The organism is Xanthomonas sp. NCPPB 2933 (genome assembly GCF_056725225.1).
The window spans coordinates 2,950,120-2,971,000 of the sequence record NZ_CM161518.1; the positions used below are offsets into that span (position 1 = coordinate 2,950,120).

Here is a 20,881-nt window from a genome sequence, read left to right on the forward strand (position 1 = left end):
TTAGTGTTAGGAGCTTGATGTGAACAAGAACATGCGGATTTTGATCGTGGACGACTTCTCGACGATGCGACGTATCGTCAAGAATCTGTTGGGCGATCTTGGCTTCACCAATACCGCAGAGGCCGAAGACGGCAACAGCGCATTGGCTGCATTGCGGGCCGGCCCGTTCGATTTCGTGGTCACCGACTGGAACATGCCCGGCATGACCGGCATCGACCTGCTGCGCAACATCCGCGCCGACGCCAAGCTCAAGCACCTGCCGGTGATGATGGTGACCGCCGAAGCCAAGCGCGAGCAGATCATCGAAGCGGCCCAGTGCGGCGTGAATGGCTACATCATCAAGCCGTTCACCGCGCAGACGCTGGAAGAAAAGCTGGGCAAGGTGTTCGAACGTCTGGCGGCGACCGCCTGATGAACGCCACCGTGGAAACCAATGCCGAACGCGCTGCCTTGATCGACCGCCTGCAGGGCGCGCTCGATGCACTGGAAAGCGGTGACGAAGCCGCCTGGAAGCGCGAGGTCGATCACCTCGCCGCCTTGCGTACCCGTCCGATGATGCAGGGCCTGAGCCGGCTCGCACGCGAACTCGGTCAGGCGCTGGGCGAACTGCCCACCGTGCCCGAAGAAGCCGGCGAGCTGGACGATGCGTGTTCGCGCCTGGACCACGTGGTGGAAATGACCGAAAAGGCCAGCCATCGCACGCTGGATCTGGTCGAAGAATGCCGTGAGCTGGCCAACCAGCTGCGCGACGGCGGTCTGAATCAGGACCAGGGCGCGCTGATGGACAAGATGCGCCACAACCTGACCGAACTGTCGCTGGCGCAGAGCTACCAGGACCTGAGCGGGCAGATCATCCGTCGCGTGGCCGGCATCGTGCGGCGCGTGCACGAAGGCTTCGGTGCGCTGGGCCTGCCGCCCAAGAGCACCGAGCCGAAGAAAGACGACGGCGGTCTTGCCGGTCCTGCAGTCAAGGGCCTGGACCGTCACGCGGTGTCGCAAGACGACGCCGATGACCTGCTGTCCGGATTGGGGTTGTAACCATGAGTGCTGTTCCAGACGATATTGCTGCCGATTTCATCGTCGAGGCCCAGGAAATCCTGGATCGCCTCGGCGAACAGCTGGTCGCGCTGGAACAGGCACCGGACGAAGCCGACCAGCTCAACGCGGTGTTCCGCGGTTTCCACACGCTCAAGGGCGGCGCCGGCTTTCTGGCGATCAAGCCCATGGTGGAGCTGTGCCACGCCGCTGAAGAAACCCTCGGCATGGCGCGCTCCGGCCAGGCGGTGCTGCAGGCGCATCACTTCGATGCCGCGCAGCAGTCGCTGGATTATCTGCAGGCAATGCTGGATGCGATGGGCTCAGGCGAAACCGTGCCGCATGCACCGGCCTCGCTGATTGCGCAGTTCGATGCCAAGAGCGGCCCGCCGGCGGTCAAGGCCGCGCCCAAGGCCGCGTTGGCTGCCGTGGCCGCAGCGTCGCACGATGAGGGTCATGCACCCGCGCCCGGTGCCAAGGCCGCACCCAAAGCAGCCGCAAAAGGTGCCGAAGCCGAACAGACCGTGCGCGTGGACACCAAGCGCCTGGACGCCATCGTCAACCTGATCGGCGAACTGGTGCTCTCGCGCAATCGTCTCAAGACCCTGCGCACCCGCCTGCGCGACGAGGAACTCGATCGCGCGGTCAGCGTGCTGGATATCGCCACCGCGCGTTTGCAGACCGCGGTCATGCGCACCCGCATGCAGCCGGTCAGCAAGGTGTTCTCGCGCTTCCCCAAGGTGGCCCGCGATGTCGCGCGCACCCTGTCCAAGGAAGTGGAGCTGGAACTGATCGGCGCCGAGACAGAACTGGACCGTAATCTGGTCGAAGCCCTGGCCGACCCGCTGGTGCATCTGGTGCGCAACGCGATCGACCACGGCATCGAGTCCCCTGCCCTGCGCGAAGCCACCGGCAAGCCGCGCAGTGGTCACGTGCGCCTGTCTGCGCAGCAGGAAGGCGACTACGTCAGCATCGAAATTCAGGACGACGGCGCAGGCATCGACCCCGAGCGGCTGCGCGAAATCGCCCGCAACAAGGGCCTGATCGACGCCGAAGCCGCCGCACGTCTGAGCACCGACGAGTGCCTGCACCTGATCTTCATGCCGGGCTTTTCGACCAAGGCCGAGGTCACCGACATCTCCGGCCGTGGCGTGGGCATGGACGTGGTGCAATCGCGCATCCGCGAACTCAGCGGACAGATCCAGATCCAGTCGGAACTCGGCCGCGGCAGCCGCTTCATGATCCGCGTGCCGCTGACCCTGGCGATCCTGCCGACCCTGCTGGTGCAGGCCGGCGAAGCCGTCTATGCACTACCGCTGGCCCGCGTGGTCGAAGTGCTGCATGCACCACAGACATCGCTGGGCTGGTTCGACGGCCGCGCCGTGCTGGACCGCCGCTCGCACACCTTGCCGCTGATCGACCTGCGTCGCTGGCTGGGCGTCCCGGCCGAACAACCGCCGCTGTTGACCGTGGTGCTGCTGCAGGCCGGCGAAACCCGCTTCGGCCTAGTGGTGGACCAGGTCCGCGGCCGCGAGGAAGTGGTGATCAAACCGCTACCGCGCGCCCTGCGCGGCCTGCCCGGCTACGCCGGCGCCACCCTGATCGGCGATGGCCGCATGGCGTTGATCCTGGATGTGGATGGCTTGCGCTCCAGCGATCATTGAGTTTGGGGATTCGGGATTCAGGATTGGGAAAGTCGGGAATCGGGAATCGGGAATCGGGAATCGGGAATCGTCAAGACGATCCTGGCTGCCTGATCTAACAACAACGGCCGCGTACTGCGGCCGTTGTTGTTTCACTACCAGCATCGCTGTCGATCTATGTCGCTACGCGCGCAAGCATGGGCGCGATCGTTTGGCGACGGTCAGGCTGCCGTGGAAGTGAACCTGGAACCGTTATTTCCCATCCAGCTAATATTTAAGCACCTTAAACCAGCCCGGGTTTTAGAAAAACGGGGGAACATGCGAGCCAGCTGGCGCAAGCATCCCAAGCGCGATATCGTCAACTCCAAAACCCGATGTTTTGTTGATAAACGCGATTGCGGCGACGCGCGTGTCGGCGTTGAAGCCCATGAAGCTACGAACGCCGCCGCCATTTCCATTGCTCCAAGCTATACTCTGGCCATCCGGGTGGACCTTCCGCCAGCCGATACCCATTCTGGTATCGGTATTATCGCCGGGCCTATCTACGGCCAGCATCATTGAAGCCGCCCGCGAGAGGGGACCACTTTCTTTGTTTGTCCAAAGTGTCATGAATTTCGACAGGTCCTTTACCGTCGAAAAAAGGCCGCCTGCCGGCGCAAGCGCACCAAATTCCCAGGGTTGAGCCGAGTGGAAGTCCGCATCGTAACCCCAAATTTCCCGGTGCTGCATCGCCGTTGATAGAGTAAGCGTAGTCTCGTCCATACGAAGCGGTTCAAAAATGCGAGCTCGCAAGAGGTCAGCATACGTTTTGCCAAGGCGCTGTGACAACGCGTAACCCAATAACGCGTAGTCAAAATTCGAGTATTCAAAACTCGACCCCGGTAAGCGCGTGAGATGGACACGACCTAAATCAGCACAAAGATCGCTCTCGGTGTAGCCGGCGTAGGGGTTATCTTGACTGAGGCCGGTGCGACTGGATGGCCGAAGTGGTAGCCCACTCGTATGAGTGGCTAAATCGAGAAGCGTGATCTCATTCCCGTCGAAGGTGACGGGAGGAACTGCAATGTACATTGATAGTGGATCGACGAGATTCACTTCACCCCGCTGAACGCAATCAGCAAGTAATAGTGCCGTAAATATCTTGGTTAGCGAGGCGATCTGAAATACTGACCGATCATTCGGCTGTTGGAGTTTACCTAGGCCAACCGTTCCGTAGTGGAAGGTCTTCAATTCGCCTGCACGCACCACCCCCAATACGGCCCCGGTGCCCTGCTTTTCCTCGGCTACGCGACGGCGAAGGGCCGAGGACACGCTATCAGCTTCAATTCCGGGTTTGGCAAAGCTACGCATCGGCAGGGCCATGGATAATGCCGCAGCCAAAACAGTGCGACGTTTAATTGAGGCGACCATTTTTACTCCTCACTCCAACATCAGCGTTTGAGCCATGCAGAGGTTATCACCCTATTCGGACGGATGCTTCCTGTCCGCATACGCGACGTTGTATGGTGTCGCCACCTCGCACTACAGAAATCTCTCGCCTGTTTGGTGATCCGGCTAAGCGGCGGGAATCGCTTTAGCTGCTTCGAAACCAGCCTTTCCGCATTTCACCAATCCCGGCCATTCAACAATGGCAGCTATTTGTCGAATAACGGGTCCAAACCTCAGGGTCAGGTTGACTTCCTTAAGTGAATCTGAGCCCGTTCTTTTGGCACTGAGGTCAATCGCAAGGCTTATGGCAGCCGCCGCATCATCGCCGCATGCTGCGCGCCTTGGCCGGCACCTCCACCGGCGGCAACACCTCCATCAGCAGCTGCCCTTCGCTGGCGGTGATGCGCAGCTTGGTGCCGATGGCAAAGCCCAGTTGTTCCAGCCATAGGCCGCTGAGGCGGACGTGGGGCACGTGCTGGTCGCCGGCGTGGTCGTGGGCACCGGGGTAATGGGTGTAGCTGACGGTGCATTGGCGCGGGCGGCGGGCGCGGCGGGGTGCGCGTAGCGTGCCGGGGCCTTGCGGGGAGGCGTCCGGGTCGGGTGGCAGCATCGGTGGCAGCTTGGTGCGGTCGGGTTCCACAACGACCCACTGCACCCGCTTGGGCGGCGTGGGGCGTGCACGGTTGCGGGTGGGCCGTGCGCCGGCAGATGCCGTGGGTGGGCGGCGGCGTGTCATGGCGCCTCCGGGTGATGGCCGGTGATGGTTGCAGCGACGTACTGCTGCAATGGCACAGCCCTGCGTGCCGACAGGCGGCGCGAGGTGTGCGGCAATACACCGAGCTGGCGACTCAGCGGATGCGCAGTATGGTCTCTCGCCTGCTCAATAGCTGTGCTTGCGTCGAGCCAGCGCAGCACCTCGCCCACATCCCACCGCAGGCGGTGAGCGGAAGCGGGCAACAGATCAACCGGCACAGATGCCGGTATGGATGGTGCGATAGACATGGCAACGCCCTCCTGGAACAACCCAAGAACCGCCGCCAACGGCGACGGGATGTCGGGAGGTTCGAAACCGCTCATAGCCGGCGGGCGTATTCCCCTTGCGGGTGTTGTATTAGCCGCCCTCCCGACACAGGCATTGCGTCGGCTTGCACCTGCAGGACGCAGGCACAAAAAACCCACCGGTTTGACGGAGGTGGGTACCGCTATGAGAGGAGTTTCGACGCTCCTTGGGCCTAGATTGCAAGTACGCGGTCTGGCGTGTCAAGACACGCTGGCGGGTCTCGCGTGGCTGTGTGCGCCGATGAAGCAGTTCCATACGGGCCACGCAAGCCGAGCGCCCTCGCCTGATAAGTGCACCTGACCCTTCACGGTCCGATGCGAGCGCGGGAGCGTCGCGCCCATACCGCCGCGTTTCAGGCATAGGCGCGTGGTTTGGCGACTGCCAGGCTGCAGTGGAAGTGAACCTGGAACCGTTATTTCAAGACCTCGCATGCGAGGCCTTAGGTCGTCGGCGCTTAAGTGGAGGTTCTCGCCCCCGTCCCCCAGCATGGTGGGTGAAGTGGCCTGGACGACGGGGGTAGCTTGAGGTCGTTCACATGGTACGTCTAGCGCCTGGAACGCATCGCAGCGTCAGAAAACACCATATGCGCATGTCGGGCTTGCCTGACTGCTGCCAAGCAAGTCCAAGGCCAGCCTATGCCAGGAGACAGGGAACGAGCATAAGAGCGCTCTGAGAACTACGCTCCGATCGACCAAGGAAGCACTGAAAGCAATGCTGAATCATACGACCTACCAATGCTCCTAGTCGATTCGGTACCCTTGGACCAAATCGCTTCTGGGGACGCGTGATGTATCTGAGCAGGATTGTCGTCAAGAATTACCGATCTCTTCATGAAATTGACGTCCCCATCAGCAAGGGGGCCTCTGTGGTTATCGGCGAGAACAGCCTGGGTAAGACGAATCTCTTCCAAGCGCTTAGACTCTGCCTAGACGTTCAATTGTCTTCCGCATTCAGAACGCTCATGAAGGAAGACATCCACGCCTTAGTGGATCAGTCCAAGGCGTTCCAAGTTTTGATAGGGGTCGAATTCTCCGATTTCATCGGTAATCAGAACCAAGAAGCCTTGCTGCACGAGGCGCAAATTGCGTCTAACCGAGCTCGCTTGTTCTACAGATTCAGGCCAAAACGCGTTGTGCGTGACGCCTTGAAGAAGGGAACATTTGAAGGTGTTCCGACTTTGGGGGACTACGCGTGGGAGCTAGTAGCTGGAGGAAGGCCTAATGTGGACCTCGCAAGCATCACCTGGGATATGGAGCCGGGTGAATTTGGTGCCACACACATGCATCTCCAGTACCTACAAGCCTACCTCGTGGTTTTCCTTCCGGCGCTGCGTGACGTCGAGAAGGACCTACAATCACGTCGCTCCACCCTCGTCAGATTGATTGAAGCCGCTGAGATAGATATCGCTGAGCAGGAAGTCTTGGTTAACGCAGTTCATCAGGCCAATACAAAGATCGAAGCATCCGAAACTATCAAGGGCTTATCCAAATCAATGGACGCCGCTTTTGGTGAAATTACAGGACCAGCCTTCAAGCTTGCAGTTGACCTCGGACTTTCAGCGCCTACGTTCCAGGCTATCGTGCGCAATCTGGTTGTTTTGCTCAGTGGTGGGTTGGTCAAAAATTTCGAGCCGCAGCGCAACGGCCTTGGCTTGAACAACATTCTCTACATCGCGATTCTGATTGATTACTTCAAGAAGCGCGCATTGAAAGGGAAATCAGCGGGCGAACTGATCCTCATTGAAGAACCGGAAGCACACTTGCATCCCCAGCTTCAAAGTACATTGATGGATGCATTGGGAAACTTTTCCTTTCAAACGATCGTCTCCACTCATAGCCCACAGATCGCCGCAAAAACACCTCTGAAGTTCCACTTGGTGATGACCGGTCAGATGAACGGAACTCCACATATAACTGCGCCCGTTACTTCTGGGGCTCTTCATCCTTCAGATGTTGAGAATTTGGATAGGTACCTAGATGCGACCAAGTCCAACCTCCTGTTTGCCAAGAAGGTCATGCTGGTAGAGGGAGCGGCCGAACTCCTACTGATTCCGCCACTCGTGAAAAAGACAATGGGTGTTGATCTTGAGCGGGAAGGCATAACCGTGATTGCTGTACATGGCACGCACTTCGGCTCGTTTGCGCGACTGTTCTGCGAGAAGTGTCTGCCGAAGTATTGTGCCATCGTCGCCGATGCTGACCAACCACCAAGTCTGCTGGCCCCCGACGATGATCCTATGCTACCTCCGCCGCCTCTATTGGCATTGAGGGGAAAGTATGTTGAGGTCTTTGCAGGAGCGACCACCTTCGAACGTGAATTAGTGATGCGTGACAACCTAAAAATGCTCGATAAAGTCGCAGAAGCACTAGGTGCAACCAAGTTGCGCGCTGCCATATTCGATGAGGAATTGGCTACTGGTCCAATAACCGATGGATTGAAGAGCCGGGTGTTACGCACGTCTATACGCTTTGGAAAGGGGCGTTTCGCACAGATAATGGCAAGGCATGTCGATCAAGCAGGAAGCCTCCCCTCCTACATCCAGGAAGCAGTGACATGGCTGCGCAAGCACTAGATCTCACAGCCGAGCAAGAAAAAGCTGTTGGCGTAGAGACCAATCTGCTGCTAACTGCATGCCCCGGTAGCGGTAAGACCAGGACATTGATCGCGAAGGCAATCAAGGAGCTTGACGGAGTTCGAGGCACGCCAAGAAGGATCTGTTGCATCACCTACACCAACACCGCCGCCCAAGAGATTGAGCATCGCATCAGGCAACAGATGCAGGAAGGCGATCATCTCAACATAACGGTCCTCACGATCCATGCGTTTTGCCTGCAAGAGATCCTGCGTCCCTTTGCATGGCTACTGCCTGGATTTAGCGGGCAGCTTAAAGTACTGACACGTGACAATCCAGACTTTAAGTCGCTAGCAGATGAGGCCGCCTCAGAGGCAGGACTGGGGCCACTGACTGAAAAGGACTACGAGAACTTTGAGCAACTAAGCGTAGGATCGTCGGGTAAGCTGACGGGAGCCTGCGCCGACCATCCTTTTATGAATGAGTTGGCACCTATCTTCTGGCGTCGCTGTTTTGCAAGCGGATATGTCGACTTCTGCTCAATCATGCTCCTTTCATTCCAGATCGCTCAAGATCATAAGCTCGTCGTGAGCTCCTTAAGCTCACGCTATGCATGGATACTGGTAGATGAGTTCCAAGATACCTCTGAATTACAGCTTTGCCTTTTGAGGCATCTGTTTCTTGCCGGCAAGTCAAGATTTTTTCTTGCTGGCGATTTGACGCAGTCGATCTACGGCTTCAGCGGTGCAACACCTGAACTTTTGCAGCCTTTTGCATGCGAAATCGGTGCAAGAGCGGACTTGTCGCTCAGCGTTAATTTTCGCTCGAGCCGACATGTCGTAGCTGACGCGGAGAAGCTTTTCCCAAGGACTCCAGCCATGAAGGCTGAAGGAGAACACCGAGATTTCACCTATGTGCCAAAACTTGTAAAAGGCGTAAAAAGCTTCGATGCAATCAACCGGCACTTCATTCCGACATTGGCCGAGCACGGTATTCCATTAGGGAAGGCAGCCGTTTTCGCTCGGACGTGGTTTAGCCTGGTGCCACTCGCCAAAGGTTTGCGAGAAGCCGGACATCCCGTCGTGGGGCCGGGGGCAAGGCCTTATAGAAAGGCCCGCCTGTTTGCAGCTCTCGCCGAACAGCTCTGTGGCGCCCTGGTTGATCCTCAGCCTGACACGATGCGACGTGTCCAACGGGAGCTCTTCAATACGATAGAACAGTCGATAGGGCACGCACCCTACAGCATCCTTAGTTTCGAAGGGCGAGTCCTTGTCATTGAGCTTCTTCGTCTTGCACACATAGTTCCCAGGTCAATGGGGGCGTTTCCCTGGCTTGAAACTATGGCGCTTCAGACTGCCAAGATCCTATCCAATTATGGCTTGGTCACCGCCCAGACTGCGAAAATATTTAGCGAATCGGTCGAAGAAATGAAAAATGACATGATCCGTAGAAGGTACGATCCCAGCGCTCTGACCGTCGATGACCTCGGTATGTTCGCCTCACCTAGCAAAGCGCTGCGTTTGCTTACCTACCACGCTGCTAAGGGTCGTGAGTATGAGGCGGTCGCTTTGCTGGATTTGCGGGAACGCGCGTTTCCCTTCTACAAGTCAAGTACCAAAGCCCAGATCGATGAGGAAAAGCGACTGCTTTACGTGGGGGTGACGAGAGCACAAAAGATACTGATGTATGTTAGCGAGATTGACAATTACGGCAATGCTCCTAGTAGATTCCTTGGTCCTGGCGGCTTGAATTTGCTGTGAATCGGGTTAAGCCAATGCTTCTGGACGAGACGCATGAGCATCCCATCCAGAAGTTCAATTCTCCCAAGACTATGCCGAGCTCGCCTTAGCGACTGCGATAGGCCCGGCGTCTTGAAGCTCCGAACCCTGCGGTGACGGCTTGAACTCGGCGCCATCTGGTTGGTCGGCAATGCTGTCCTTTTCGGGAGCGACAATGGCTTCGTACGAATTGTTCGGCACCACGTACCACGCGTATATAACTGGTAACCCGTACTGGCTTTCTAATGCTGCAACTGCAGCTAGTCTGATTGGTCATTTGATGTCTCCTATGCAATGACGCACGGAGCCATCGGGCACCCATGCTATTTCTATTTAGTGAAACGCCTCATGGGCTGAATATTTCCTAGTGAGTCGATACGTTAGACAATAATTTTCCATAAAAGTTCCCGTAGACCTTGGAGGCTCAGATTGCCAGTTTCAGATTGCTGCTAGGACTTTGAAATGAAGCGCCCGGGCTTGGTTACTTGCTTGCCCGCTCCAATGTTGAACTCATACGTGTACCGCTTACCGCTCTCACCGAATTCCTCAATAAGAAAATTATGGCCTGAAGATGTCTACGAAATACTGGATGGTCCAGTTTAAGATCGTGACAAGATAGTCGTAGACAACACCTCTGCGACCGGGATAGGCTCCAGGACGCGACTTCGATACCGGGGATATCGACATGCCCATCGTGTTCGTTCACGGCGTTAACAATCGAGACGGCGACGCTTACCGAGAAAACGAGAAGGCGCGGGATGGATTCCTGCGAGAGTACTTGGCGCCAGCGCTCGGCTTGAGTGCCGACAAGCTCACCGTCACCAGCCCGTACTGGGGCGAGTTCGGCGTTACCTTCGCTTGGAACATGGCGGTGCTCCCAAACCCCACCACGAAGTTCCAGGCCTTTGGGGCCGACGAGGAAGCCAAGGCCCGCGGCCGGGTGGTCGGCCTGCTCGCGGAGTCGAACCAAGAGGGCGATCTGCTCGCCCTGGCCAAGACAAACCTGCCCGCCGCGGTCGATCTGCTCTACGCTTCGGCGATGGCCGGCGCGACCACCGAAGACGAGGCGCGATACTTGGCGCGCTCCTACGAGCTTGCGAGCGAGTATGCCAAGGCGAACCCGCATCCGAGCTGGGTCGCCACTGCCGGGCCGAAGAACTTTGCAGACCAGCTCCTCAGCGCGTCCAAGGCCAGCCAGGTACAGAGCTTCGGCCCGGGTAGCAGGATCCTCGACTCGATCAAGGAAGGGGCTTCGCGCCTGTTCAACGTCGCGCCTGACGTCACGACTGAGGTAGCTGGCCTGCTGCTGCGCAAAAAGCTCAATGCCACCGTCACTCGTTTTGCGGGCGATGCATTCGTCTATCTCAATAGCCGTGGCACCGTCGATGCTCCAGGTCCGATCGTCACGACCGTTTTGAAGGCGCTGCGGGAAGCCCAGGCCAAGCGCACCGAGGACGATAAGCTCATCGTGGTAGCGCATAGCTTCGGCGGCGAGATCGTCTACGACATCCTGACCTACTTCGCCCCGTCCCTGAGCATAGACTGCCTGATCACGGTCGGCTCTCAGGTCGGCCTGTTCGAGGAGATGAAACTCTACAAGGTCAGCGACCCCGATATCCCGACCAATCTGAAGACCGATCATGTTGCTCGCCCCGAGGGGATTAAGCGCTGGCTCAACGTGTTCGACACCAACGACATTCTGAGCTACCAACTGGCGCCGGTCGTGGACGCTGTGTCTGACTTCAGCTTCGACACCGGCTACAGCACGCTGGGGGCTCACGGCGGCTACTTCCTGCGCCCCAGCTTCTACAAGCGCCTGGCCGCACGGCTCAAGGAGACAAATCCCGCTGCCGGAGCAGGCACCCCGTGACCGTGCTGCTGGATACAGGAGCAGTTGACCAGCCCGGTACGCACGTCTTGGCCATCGGCGTGGGGAAGTACCCCCATCTGCTGGACGGGACGGGCAATCTCACCGCGGACCCAATGGGGCTCGGGCAGTTGGAATCACCGCCTGTCTCGGCCAAGGCCTTGATCGACTGGTTCCTGTCGTCCGTCTCCGGCGCTGGGATGTTCGAAAACTCGGATGCGCCACTGGCGTCGATCGAGGGACTCGCATCGGCCGAGCAACCGGTGGTCATCGACACGCCCAACGGCTCTATCGCGCTTGCTGAGGCGACTCAGGACGCTATCCAACGGGCCTTCGAGGACTGGCTCGCTCGGCTAAAAGGCCATTCCGACAACGTTGGGATCTTCTACTTCTGTGGCCATGGGGTGATGGTTTCCGACCACTATCTGCTGGCGCAAGAGTTCGGCCATGCAGCGCAGCCTTGGACGAAGGCCTTTAACGTGTCGCTGACGATCCGCGCCGTGGAACGAGAGATTCGCGGGTCCGCCTTCTTTTTCATCGACGCCTGCCGGAAAATCCCGCGTGCCCTGGCAATGTACTTGGGCGCACAGCCACAGCCGCTGCTGCCAGCCGATCTCGGGAGAGACGTGTCGCGCAAGCATGTCACTGTGATTTACGCGACGGGCGAAGGCGAGCTTGCGTTCGCGCCGCTGGGCTTCACGGTGTCTAGGTTCACCTCCGCGCTTATCTGCGCGCTGTCGGGCTACTGTGGCACCAAGGACGTAGGTCAGCAGACCTGGGCCGTCGATGGTGACAATCTCGCGGTGGCGGTTCGTACCTTGCTCGCTGAGAACGAGCCGGATCTAGCGGATGTCGGCTACGGCAAACAGGTCTCAGAGCAGCTCGTCACCGGGCCTGTGGTGCCGTTGATTAGGCGGACGATTGTGCCCAAGGTAAAGGTTCGTCTGGACCTCGCGCCCAGCCAGCGACGGGCGCTGTACGAGCTGTACCTGGAGTCGCCCAAAGGAAACAACCGAGTCGCGCAGACACTGCTAGATCAGGTATTCAAGGTGGAGCTTCCGCGTGGCATCTACGAGGTCGGTGCGCTGGACCCGGCCGGTGCCCTGCCCCAGCTCGTCCATGCGGACGAAGAGTTGTGTCCCCCGATGTACCTGTTCACGATGAAGTCGGAGCCATGAAGCACATCGTCGTCTTGCTAGATTATCCGACCGATGATCACATGCCCGAACAACATGCGGATCCGGGCGCAGTCTTCCCAGTGAAAGTGCTGGACGCCGAAGGCGCCGTGCTGGCAGTCGGCTCTTTGCGATCTGGAGATCGATGCAAGTTGAGCGTGCCCGACGAAGTGAAACTTGCGTTCGTACGGGTGACCTGGCCTTCCGGCCGTGCCATGACGCAACGCGTGGACCTTAGCGGCACGCCAAACGAGGGTGTGGGCCACTATTCCGCGTCATTCAGACCGATAGAGGTATCGGCCAACGAGTGGTCGGCCTGGGCCATCCCCAAGCTCAACCCGGGCAGTCGTCTAGCAGGTCCGCAAACTGACCTAGACCTCGGCATGGATGAGTTCGCGAAGGTCTGGCTCCGGTTGTGGAAGTACCACGACGGTGAGTGGGAGAGCGTGTCCGTGAAACCCGTGGAGGCGCACCGCAGCCGCTCGGCGTGGCAGATGGACCTGCAACTGGACGCGTCGAACTGGCTGATGCAACTCGGTGGATCTAGCGTCACGTGGCGCTTTGTCGCACTGCCTGGGAACGGTCGTGCGCGGGTGCTAATCACGCCAAAGGACTCACGCGATCCGCGAGCGGACGAACTTAAAGTCGTCGTCACAGGTTTCCGCTCCGACGCCGAGACGCTGCTTGAGTTCTTATCCCGGGACGCGATCCGCTCCCTGAACGCGGTCGCCGATCCGGTACAGGTCGCGCGTGATCTGCTTCGCCTGAAGTTCGACGATCCGGCGGGGGCCGTGGCCGCCGCCTACTTCCTGTTGCGCGTCGACGCGGCTAAGCATGTCCCGCTGGCGTGGTTCGAAAACCTGTCGCGTTACTTTTCTTGGTTGCCCGATACCGCCATCGTGCACTGCGCAAGACTGCTTCGTGAGGGAAGCAGCACGCACACGGCGGAGTTCAACCCGCTCAAGCTCCTGCGCGAAAGCCTGTCTCATGGCTGGCCGGTCTTCTCGGAGGGCGTCAACCTGCTCCAAGAAGCAGCCTCGCTGCTAGGCGACAAGCTGATGGAATCTGACCCGGAGGCCTTCCGCAAGGTCCAAGCGCTTGGTGCCGCCAAAGGCTGGGCAGGTGCGACCACCAGCTTCTATGGGCGCCACCCAGGTGAGCCTGATGCACTGCGGTGGTCCGGCATGCCAAGCGCGCCTCGCCTGTGGCAAATCATCCCGCAGCTGACCAAGTCACCGCTGGCCTTGGACAACAGCTTACGGCTCGCGACCGAGCTGCTTGAGGAATTGCCCCGAACCGGAATCCAATTTGGTATCGCGCTAGCTGTCCAACGACTCTTGCTCATTCGCTCGCTTGAATCGGTCCCCGTGGCGGCGGGAAATCCTCGGAGGGAACGACGTCAACAAGACGACGACGAATTCCTGCTGGGAAGCGTGGCTCGGTAGCGCGTTATTTCAGTGAAACGGATAGAACTGCACCAGCCCGCTGTGGGGCGCGTGCGGTGCCTGCCGATTCTGCTCAAGCCGTTACGCTGGACCGTCAGCAGGTTGCGCGGCGCAGCCGAGTTCGTTCCCAGACCCTGCGCGTGCTAAGCCGAGAGCATCGAGATGGATACGTGGTTGAGCGCCTACTCGCCGTCCTCGATGCCTAGCTGTGATGTTTCAAGAGGTTATTCCCACTCACGCTCTCGATTTGGGCACGAGAGCCGTAGAACTTCGAGGCCGTGACACGGCCCTTGAACAGTGCGCAAGATGACGAACTGTGAGGCCCCAATGTAGGTTTCCACTCTCGACTTCTGCCTAATAATCGCTCTCGCGAACCAAGCCCAATTCGCACCTTCTACCGCAACCAACACCGAAGTTAGCGAAAGAGGTATCCCGAAGGTCTCGATTCGCGTGTGGAAGGCCGGCATTGCCGGCCGAAGCCGCGGATCTGGGGCTCGCCGTAGCGCCAACCGGCATAGTGCGCGCCGTTTGGGCTGACCCGGATCATCCCGAACGGCGCAGATGTGCGGGGTAAGGTGTTGCCGTCGTCCTTGCTGCCAATGAAGATGTTGACATCGGCACTGAGCAGCGGTGCGGCGGCCAGCCTCGACGTGGCCAGCAACAGGGACAGGGCGGCAGTTCGCAGCAGGGAAGACACCATGCGATGAGATCCTGCAGTAAACGACCGCGCGCGAAGGTGTTGTCGTGGACGGCGACACTGCAGTCCGGCCGTCGCCAAACCATTGCGCCCATACCGCCACGCGGCAGACATGGGCGCGACACGCTGGGACCTAGAACTTGTAGGTCAGCCCTAGGTACGCCAGCCGGCCTGCGTATCCGCCGGTATAGAAGCGGGCGCGAGTGTCCTCGCCCAGGTGCGAGCGGGACTCCTGCTTGGTCAGGTTCAGCACCGAGGCGGTGAGGCTGAGCGCCGGGGTGATGTTGTACGCCGCGTTCAGATCGATCTGGTAGTACGGCTCCTCAAAGACGTTCAATCCGTTGACCAGGCCTTGCACCAGTTCGCCGCGACGGTTGTACGAGGCGCGCAGCAGCAGGCTGTCGGTCTCGTAGAACACGGTGAGGTTGGTCTGGTTTCTGGCGCTGCCCGGCATGGCGGTCTCGCCGGCCTCAGTGCCGTCTTCCAGCCGCACCGCCGCCTTGCTGGCATCGTTGTAGGTGTAGTTGAACTGCACACCAAGACCGAATGGCAGCGTGTGCTGCGCGTAGAGCTCCACACCCTGCGACACCGCATCCTGGCCGCCGGCCTGGGTGCTGTAGTTCTGCACGGTGACTGGTTGCCCGTCGACCATCATGTTCACGTCGCTGATCACGTCGACCGCAAAGTTCTCCACGTTCTTGCGGAACAGTCCCACGCCCGCCACCGAGCCCGGCTGGAAATACCATTCCAGCCCCAGGTCGAACTGGTTGGCCTTGTACGGCTCCAGGTTCTTGTTGCTGCCCGAGCCGTACCAGCCCTGCTCGCTGGCACCGCCGGTCAGGCGCCGGTCGGCCACGTACTCGGGACTGTAGAACTCCAGGCTGCCAGGCGCGGCGATGTCGTTGTAGCTGGGACGTGCGATCACCTTCGCGGCTGCCGCGCGCAGCAGCAGGTTCTCGGTCAGGTCGTAGGCCAGGTTGAAGCTCGGCAGCACGTCGGTGTAGTTGCGGTCCAGCCCGCTGATGACGAACGACTCGGTGCGTTGCACGCTGTCGGACAAACGCCAGTAGCCTTCGGTCCCGCAATAGGTGTCGGCCGGGGCGCCGCCGGGCATGGCGGCGCCCTGCTGGCAGGCCAGCGGATTGCCGTCGGCGCCATCGAAGAAGTAGTCGTTGTAGGCGGTCACCTTGTCGGTGGAATCGGCACGCTGGCCGGTGCGCGCCACCCGCACGCCGACGTTGCCACGCAGCCGCTCGGTGTGGAAGTTGAGTTGCAGGTAGGTGGAATAGATCTCCTCGTCGACGTTGTAGACGAAGTTGTCTTCGCTGCGGGTCTGCATCGCGCCGTAGGTCTGGTTCAAGTAGCCGATGTAGCCCGGGAAGTTGATCGCCGGGAACGCGCTGGCGTTGACGCCACCGGCCAGATTGTCCTGCGAGAACAGCAGGCCCGGCGAGAACTGGGTGGCAATGGCATTGCAGCGCCCGTTCCAGTAGCGGTTTTCGTAGTCACTTGGATCGGTACCCGGGCACACCCAGTAGTTGTTGCCGGTACTGCGGTGGATGCCGCCGTCGCGACGCTTGAGGCCGAACTGCAGCGAGTCGACGACCTCGCCATCGAAATGCCAGGTGGTATCGATCTGCGCGTACTGCTGCTGATTGGTGTTACGGGTCCAGGACGAGCCGGTCGAGCCCAGGTCGACCTGCAGGATGCCGTCGCGCAGGTTCTGCATCAGCTGCGGCGAGAATGTCATGGACGGCGTGCCGGTCAGGTCCCAGGCGCTGGCAAAGTTGCCGTTGCTCCAGCTGCCGTCGGCGTTCTGCAGGCGCGGCTTGATCGGCAGGGAGAACTGCAGCTCCGGCCCGCCCTTGGCCCAGGTGCGGCCGACCTTGAACGCCACGTCCACCTGCTCGCCACGCCATTCGCCGCCCAGGTCCACCGTCTGCGACTGTGATTTCTCGATGTTGTAGCTGCCGGTGATCTGCGGCGTCGGCACCGTGCAATCGTCCGAGCCCCAGCCGCCCGGCGGCAGGCCGGCCGCGGCGGCCTGCGCCTCGCTGCAATAGTAGGTCTTGCCCGGACGCAGGCTGTAGGCGGCGCCAGTGACGATGGTGCCGCTGGGATCGAACTGCAGCCCGTCGAGCAGACGGCCGCCGCGCCAGTTGCCGTCGCCGTTGTAACGGGCGATGTTCCACTCGGGAATCTTGATGGTATTGGTCTGCGAGTCCTGCGACAGGTCGAAGCGGAAGTAGTTCGCGGTCAGCGTCAGGTCGTCGGTCGGCTTGAACTGCAAGGTCAGTTGCCCACCCTTGCGCTCGCGCTCCTCGCGTTTGGCCTCCAGGCTGACCGCCGTCGGCATCATGAAACCGGTGGAGTAATTGCCGTCCTGGTTCCAGAAACCGGTACCGCCCCACCAGTTGGCGTTGAAGTCCGACGGATTGCCGTTCACGTCGACCGCCGGGCCGACTTCGTCGCGGCCGTACCACTGCCAGCTCTCGGTACTGGCATTGAGCGTGCGCGCGGTGCGCTTCTGCTGCGTGTAGCCCACGAAGACACCGAAGCGGTTGTCCTTGTCGTGCCAAGAGTACGAACCGGAGAACTGGCCGTCGGTCTTCTTGCTGGTATCCGACCAGGTGCCCTCGGCGGAGACGAAGCCGGAGTTTGGCTCCAGTTCCAGCGGGCGCCGCGTCTGCAGGATCACCGTGCCGCCGATGCCGCCTTCGTCGATGCGTGCTTCCGGGGTCTTGTACAGCTCCGCGCTGCCCAGCAGGTTCGAGGGCAGCAGCGTGTAGTTGAACGAGCGCGTCGGGTCGCCGTTGGATTCGGCGGTGGCGATGTAGTTGCCGTTCAATTCGGTCAGCACCAGCTCCGAGGACAGGCCGCGCACACTGACGTTCTTGCCTTCGCCGCCGTCGCGGCTGATGACCACGCCGGGCACGCGCTGCAGCGCATCGGCCACGTTCTTGTCGGGGAACTTGCCCACGTCCTCGGCGGTGATCACATCGACCACGGCGTTGGCGTTGCGCTTCTGCTCCAGGCTTTTTTCGATCGCGTAGCGGTAGCCGGTCACCGTCACCGCGTCCAGGTCCGTGGCCTGCACCTCGGCCTGGCCCGTAGGCGCCGGCGTGCCGTCGGCCTGCTGGGCGGCGGCACTGGAGGCGGTGCCCGCGAACAAGGCGATGGCGATACCGGCGGACAGCGTGCTGCGGTGGCGTGCGAATGGCATGCAGTTCATTTCGATCATGCTCTCCCAAAGGTGATTGGCTTCGGCGGAGTTCTGTCGATCCAACGATCGGCTAGGAACGCTGCGCGAAGTGGCACAAAAATATCCGTCGCCTTTGCGGCAACCCGCCCCCTCCTCTTGCGCCCGCTTCCCCATGCAGATGCAATTAGATCGTTCTAATGGCGTGGAAAGCTAAGTAGCACAGCCCATGCGGCAGCGCATTCTGCCGCGCAACAGACCAGCGGCGTTGCAAGCCGTCAACGATGGGCGGCCGGCCCGCCACGCTTGCACACGGCACGGCAGAACCTGCCGCGTCGCCGGCTGCAGCAGCGTGATCGCTGCAAGCAACACACCCTCGCTTGCAACCGGACGCAAGCGGTTTACCGAAGCGCCAGCGCACACCCTATTTGAAACCGAGCTCAGCAAGAGGCTGGATCGACGTGAGGGCATCGCCCACCACACGCCGCTTGGCGGCCATCGCTAACGCGATCGCCACACCGAACATGCGCGCGCTTGTTGTCTGCGTGCACGCGTACGGGCGGCGCGGCCTGCTGCGGGCTTGATGACACGCCCTGGTCGGAAGCGCATACGCCGATGACCTGGAAACCCTGCATCGATGCCCGAGTGGAAGCGGCCCATGCCGCAAAACGACAACTTTCTGGCGCTCTCAACCATCTGGCTCTATCAAGTCCGCCGCGCCTGGGCCGATACCGCTTGCATAGACAGATTGAGCATCATCGGACTGGTGCTGGCGATCGTGGCGATCGAAGGCGACTACGTCAGCATCGAAATTCAGGACGACGGCGCCGGCATCGACCCCGAGCGCCTGCGCGAAATCGCCCGCAACAAGGGCCTGATCGACGCCGAAGCCGCCGCCCGGCTGAGCACCGACGAATGCCTGCATCTGATCTTCATGCCGGGCTTTTCGACCAAGGCCGAAGTCACCGACATCTCCGGCCGTGGCGTGGGCATGGAGGTAGTGCAATCGCGCATCCGCGAACTCAGCGGGCAGATCCAGATCCAGTCCGAACTGGGCCGCGGCAGCCGCTTCATGATCCGCGTGCCGCTGACCCTGGCGATCCTGCCGACCCTGCTGGTGCAGGCCGGCGAAGCGGTCTATGCCTTGCCGCTGGCCCGCGTGGTCGAAGTGCTGCATGCACCACAGACCTCGCTGGGCTGGTTCGACGGCCGCGCCGTGCTGGACCGTCGCTCGCACACCCTGCCACTGATCGACCTGCGCCGCTGGCTGGGCGTGCCCGCCGAGCAACCGCCGCTGCTGACCGTGGTACTGCTGCAGGCCGGCGAAACCCGCTTCGGCCTGGTGGTGGACCAGGTCCGCGGCCGCGAGGAAGTGGTGATCAAACCACTACCGCGCGGCCTGCCCGGCTACGCCGGCGCCACCCTGATCGGCGACGGCCACATGGCGCTGATCCTGGATGTGGATGGATTGCGCTCCAGCGATCATTGAGTTTGGGGATTCGGGATTCAGGATTGGGAAAGTCGGGAATCGGGAATCGGGAATCGGGAATCGGCATTACGATCCTGGTCGCATGATGTTGATGACAACGGCTGCGTATTGCGGCCGTTGTCGTTTCCACGCGTCGCCTCGCCGAGAACCTAGGCCGCCACACGCGGCTGCACGTTGCGCTCGATCTCGCTGCGGTTGGGCAAGGTCTTGAGTTCATACGTGGCCTGCAGCGCGAGCCAGGACGCCGCATCGCCACCGAAGTGGCGTGCAAGCCGCGCTGCGGTATCGGCGCTGATGGCACGCTCGCCATGCACGATGCTGTGGATGCGCGTTGCCGGTACATCCAGCGCCCGCGCCAGGCCGTTGATGGTCAGCCCCAGCGGCAGCATGAAATCTTCCCGCAGGATTTCGCCAGGATGGATGGCGCGCAGTTTGTTGGTGAGTCGCATGGCAACACCTCAGTGGTAATCGACAATCTCAACATGCTCGGGGCCGGCGTCAGTCCAGACAAAGCACACACGCCATTGTCATTGATGCGGATGCTGTGCTGACCTGCACGCGTACCCGCCAACAGCTCAAGCCGATTGCCCGGCGGGCTGCGCAAGAACTCCAGCGTCTGCGCCGAATCCAGCAATTGCAGCTTCCGTTCGGCCGCTGCCTGCATGGACCGGAATTGCCGCGGGCTAGCGCCTTCGAACAAGGCGCGTGTGTGCTTGCATCGAAACGACTGGATCATCCTGATCACCCTCATTACGTCAGACGGAATATATTACGCATCGCGTAATAGCGCAAGGGTGATCCATACCCTCACCCCAATCCTCGCGCCACGGCCCGGCCCGCGCTTACGGCGCGGTCGCTTCGAGGCACGCGCGCCAATGGAGCGCAAATCGTGCCTTCTCGCCCCGACGGGAGATGGGCTTCAAGCAACTTCTTCATCACCGCATTCATGCCTTCTCGAAGTCACAGCAACAAAGTACCGAGGCGGTAGCGTGGCCGGGGATTGGCGGAGAGCGGCACACGGATGTGCCGCGCGGCGAGTCAGACAGGATGTCTGACCGAGCCGAGGAGCCGATCCCCGGCCGCGCTGCCGCCGCTTACCGAAGCCAGCAACTGACAGGTGGCGCTCAGCACCGGATGAGGTACGGCTGCGGCAATAACATTGGTCAACCGTACCCTCACCCCAACCCCTCTCCCGACGGGAGAGGGGCTTCAGGCAACTTCGTCGTTACCGCGTTCATGCCTTTTCGAAGTCACAGCAACAAAGTACCGAGGCGGTAGCGTGGCCGGGGATTGGCGGAGAGCGGCACACGGATGTGCCGCGCGGCGAGTCAGACAGGATGTCTGACCGAGCCGAGGAGCCGATCCCCGGCCGGGCTGCCGCCGCTTACCGAAGCCGGCGACTCGCAGGCGAGGGCCTGGTCGTACCCTGAAAAACCGTACCCTCACCCCAACCCCCGCTCCGCGCCCCGGCCCGCGCTTGCGGCGAGGGCGCT

At 60.7% G+C, this 20,881-nt stretch carries 14 protein-coding genes and 2 pseudogenes; 9 read left to right on the top strand and 7 right to left on the bottom strand.

Annotation, left to right across the window (positions count from 1 at the left end; translation table 11 throughout):
• The first annotated feature begins 19 nt into the window (after window positions 1-19).
• From cheY to AC1PLU_RS12040, 3 genes are read left to right on the top strand one after another with little or no spacing between them, the layout of a single operon-like run.
• Window positions 20-412 carry a chemotaxis response regulator CheY gene (gene cheY / locus AC1PLU_RS12030; RefSeq protein WP_002813536.1) on the top strand — a complete coding sequence of 131 codons (393 nt, stop codon included), beginning with the start codon at window positions 20-22 and terminating at the stop codon, window positions 410-412.
• Window positions 412-1,038 carry a protein phosphatase CheZ gene (locus AC1PLU_RS12035; protein ID WP_006450905.1) on the top strand — a complete coding sequence of 209 codons (627 nt, stop codon included), beginning with the start codon at window positions 412-414 and terminating at the stop codon, window positions 1,036-1,038. Before cheY ends, AC1PLU_RS12035 begins: the two co-directional genes overlap by 1 nt.
• Before the next feature lie 2 nt (window positions 1,039-1,040).
• Window positions 1,041-2,699, top strand: a complete 1,659-nt coding sequence (locus AC1PLU_RS12040) for a chemotaxis protein CheA (protein ID WP_481106335.1) — start codon at window positions 1,041-1,043, stop codon at window positions 2,697-2,699.
• Between the two features lie 279 nt (window positions 2,700-2,978).
• Here the strand turns inward: AC1PLU_RS12040 and AC1PLU_RS12045 are convergent, their stop codons facing one another.
• From AC1PLU_RS12045 to AC1PLU_RS12055, 3 genes are all read right to left on the bottom strand, one after another.
• A complete protein-coding gene (locus AC1PLU_RS12045) occupies window positions 2,979-4,088 on the bottom strand; it encodes a serine hydrolase domain-containing protein (protein WP_481106336.1) in 1,110 nt (369 codons plus the stop codon).
• Window positions 4,089-4,425: 337 nt separating this feature from the next.
• The gene (locus AC1PLU_RS12050; RefSeq protein ID WP_481106337.1) at window positions 4,426-4,842 is read right to left on the bottom strand and encodes a SymE family type I addiction module toxin; all 417 of its coding nucleotides are present in this window, start codon (window positions 4,840-4,842) and stop codon (window positions 4,426-4,428) included.
• Window positions 4,839-5,183, bottom strand: coding sequence for a hypothetical protein (locus AC1PLU_RS12055; RefSeq protein ID WP_481106338.1), 345 nt, complete (start codon window positions 5,181-5,183; stop codon window positions 4,839-4,841). Before AC1PLU_RS12055 ends, AC1PLU_RS12050 begins: the two co-directional genes overlap by 4 nt.
• 770 nt (window positions 5,184-5,953) lie before the next feature.
• Between AC1PLU_RS12055 and AC1PLU_RS12060 the strand changes: the two genes are divergently transcribed.
• The 5 genes from AC1PLU_RS12060 to AC1PLU_RS12080 all read left to right on the top strand — a co-directional run bounded on the left by AC1PLU_RS12060 (window position 5,954) and on the right by AC1PLU_RS12080 (window position 14,003).
• Window positions 5,954-7,738, top strand: a complete 1,785-nt coding sequence (locus tag AC1PLU_RS12060; protein ID WP_481106339.1) for an ATP-dependent nuclease — start codon at window positions 5,954-5,956, stop codon at window positions 7,736-7,738.
• Window positions 7,720-9,498 carry a UvrD-helicase domain-containing protein gene (locus AC1PLU_RS12065; protein WP_481106340.1) on the top strand — a complete coding sequence of 593 codons (1,779 nt, stop codon included), beginning with the start codon at window positions 7,720-7,722 and terminating at the stop codon, window positions 9,496-9,498. Before AC1PLU_RS12060 ends, AC1PLU_RS12065 begins: the two co-directional genes overlap by 19 nt.
• Window positions 9,499-10,201: 703 nt before the next feature.
• Window positions 10,202-11,386, top strand: a complete 1,185-nt coding sequence (locus AC1PLU_RS12070) for a hypothetical protein (protein ID WP_481106341.1) — start codon at window positions 10,202-10,204, stop codon at window positions 11,384-11,386.
• Entirely contained in the window at window positions 11,383-12,561 is a 1,179-nt protein-coding gene (locus AC1PLU_RS12075) for a caspase family protein (protein WP_481106342.1), read from the top strand. Before AC1PLU_RS12070 ends, AC1PLU_RS12075 begins: the two co-directional genes overlap by 4 nt.
• Window positions 12,558-14,003: a hypothetical protein gene (locus AC1PLU_RS12080; RefSeq protein WP_481106343.1), complete on the top strand. Its 1,446-nt coding sequence runs from the start codon at window positions 12,558-12,560 to the stop codon at window positions 14,001-14,003. Before AC1PLU_RS12075 ends, AC1PLU_RS12080 begins: the two co-directional genes overlap by 4 nt.
• 472 nt (window positions 14,004-14,475) lie before the next feature.
• On the opposite strand, the pseudogene AC1PLU_RS12085 reads toward AC1PLU_RS12080, so the two are convergent.
• Both AC1PLU_RS12085 and AC1PLU_RS12090 read right to left on the bottom strand, forming a co-directional pair.
• A pseudogene (locus AC1PLU_RS12085) lies at window positions 14,476-14,703 on the bottom strand (hypothetical protein); the annotation flags it as partial.
• Between the two features lie 130 nt (window positions 14,704-14,833).
• On the bottom strand, window positions 14,834-17,986 hold the full coding sequence (locus AC1PLU_RS12090) for a TonB-dependent receptor (protein WP_481106344.1): 3,153 nt from the start codon (window positions 17,984-17,986) through the stop codon (window positions 14,834-14,836).
• Window positions 17,987-18,686: 700 nt separating this feature from the next.
• Between AC1PLU_RS12090 and AC1PLU_RS12095 the strand changes: the two are divergent.
• A pseudogene (locus AC1PLU_RS12095) lies at window positions 18,687-19,388 on the top strand (chemotaxis protein CheA); the annotation flags it as partial.
• 149 nt (window positions 19,389-19,537) lie between these two features.
• Here the strand turns inward: AC1PLU_RS12095 and AC1PLU_RS12100 are convergent.
• Both AC1PLU_RS12100 and AC1PLU_RS12105 read right to left on the bottom strand, forming a co-directional pair.
• On the bottom strand, window positions 19,538-19,837 hold the full coding sequence (locus tag AC1PLU_RS12100; protein ID WP_023903908.1) for a HigA family addiction module antitoxin: 300 nt from the start codon (window positions 19,835-19,837) through the stop codon (window positions 19,538-19,540).
• Window positions 19,759-20,139 (bottom strand): type II toxin-antitoxin system RelE/ParE family toxin, encoded by a 381-nt coding sequence (locus tag AC1PLU_RS12105; protein ID WP_481106345.1) that lies wholly within the window; start codon window positions 20,137-20,139, stop codon window positions 19,759-19,761. Before AC1PLU_RS12105 ends, AC1PLU_RS12100 begins: the two co-directional genes overlap by 79 nt.
• Window positions 20,140-20,881: the final 742 nt, after the last annotated feature.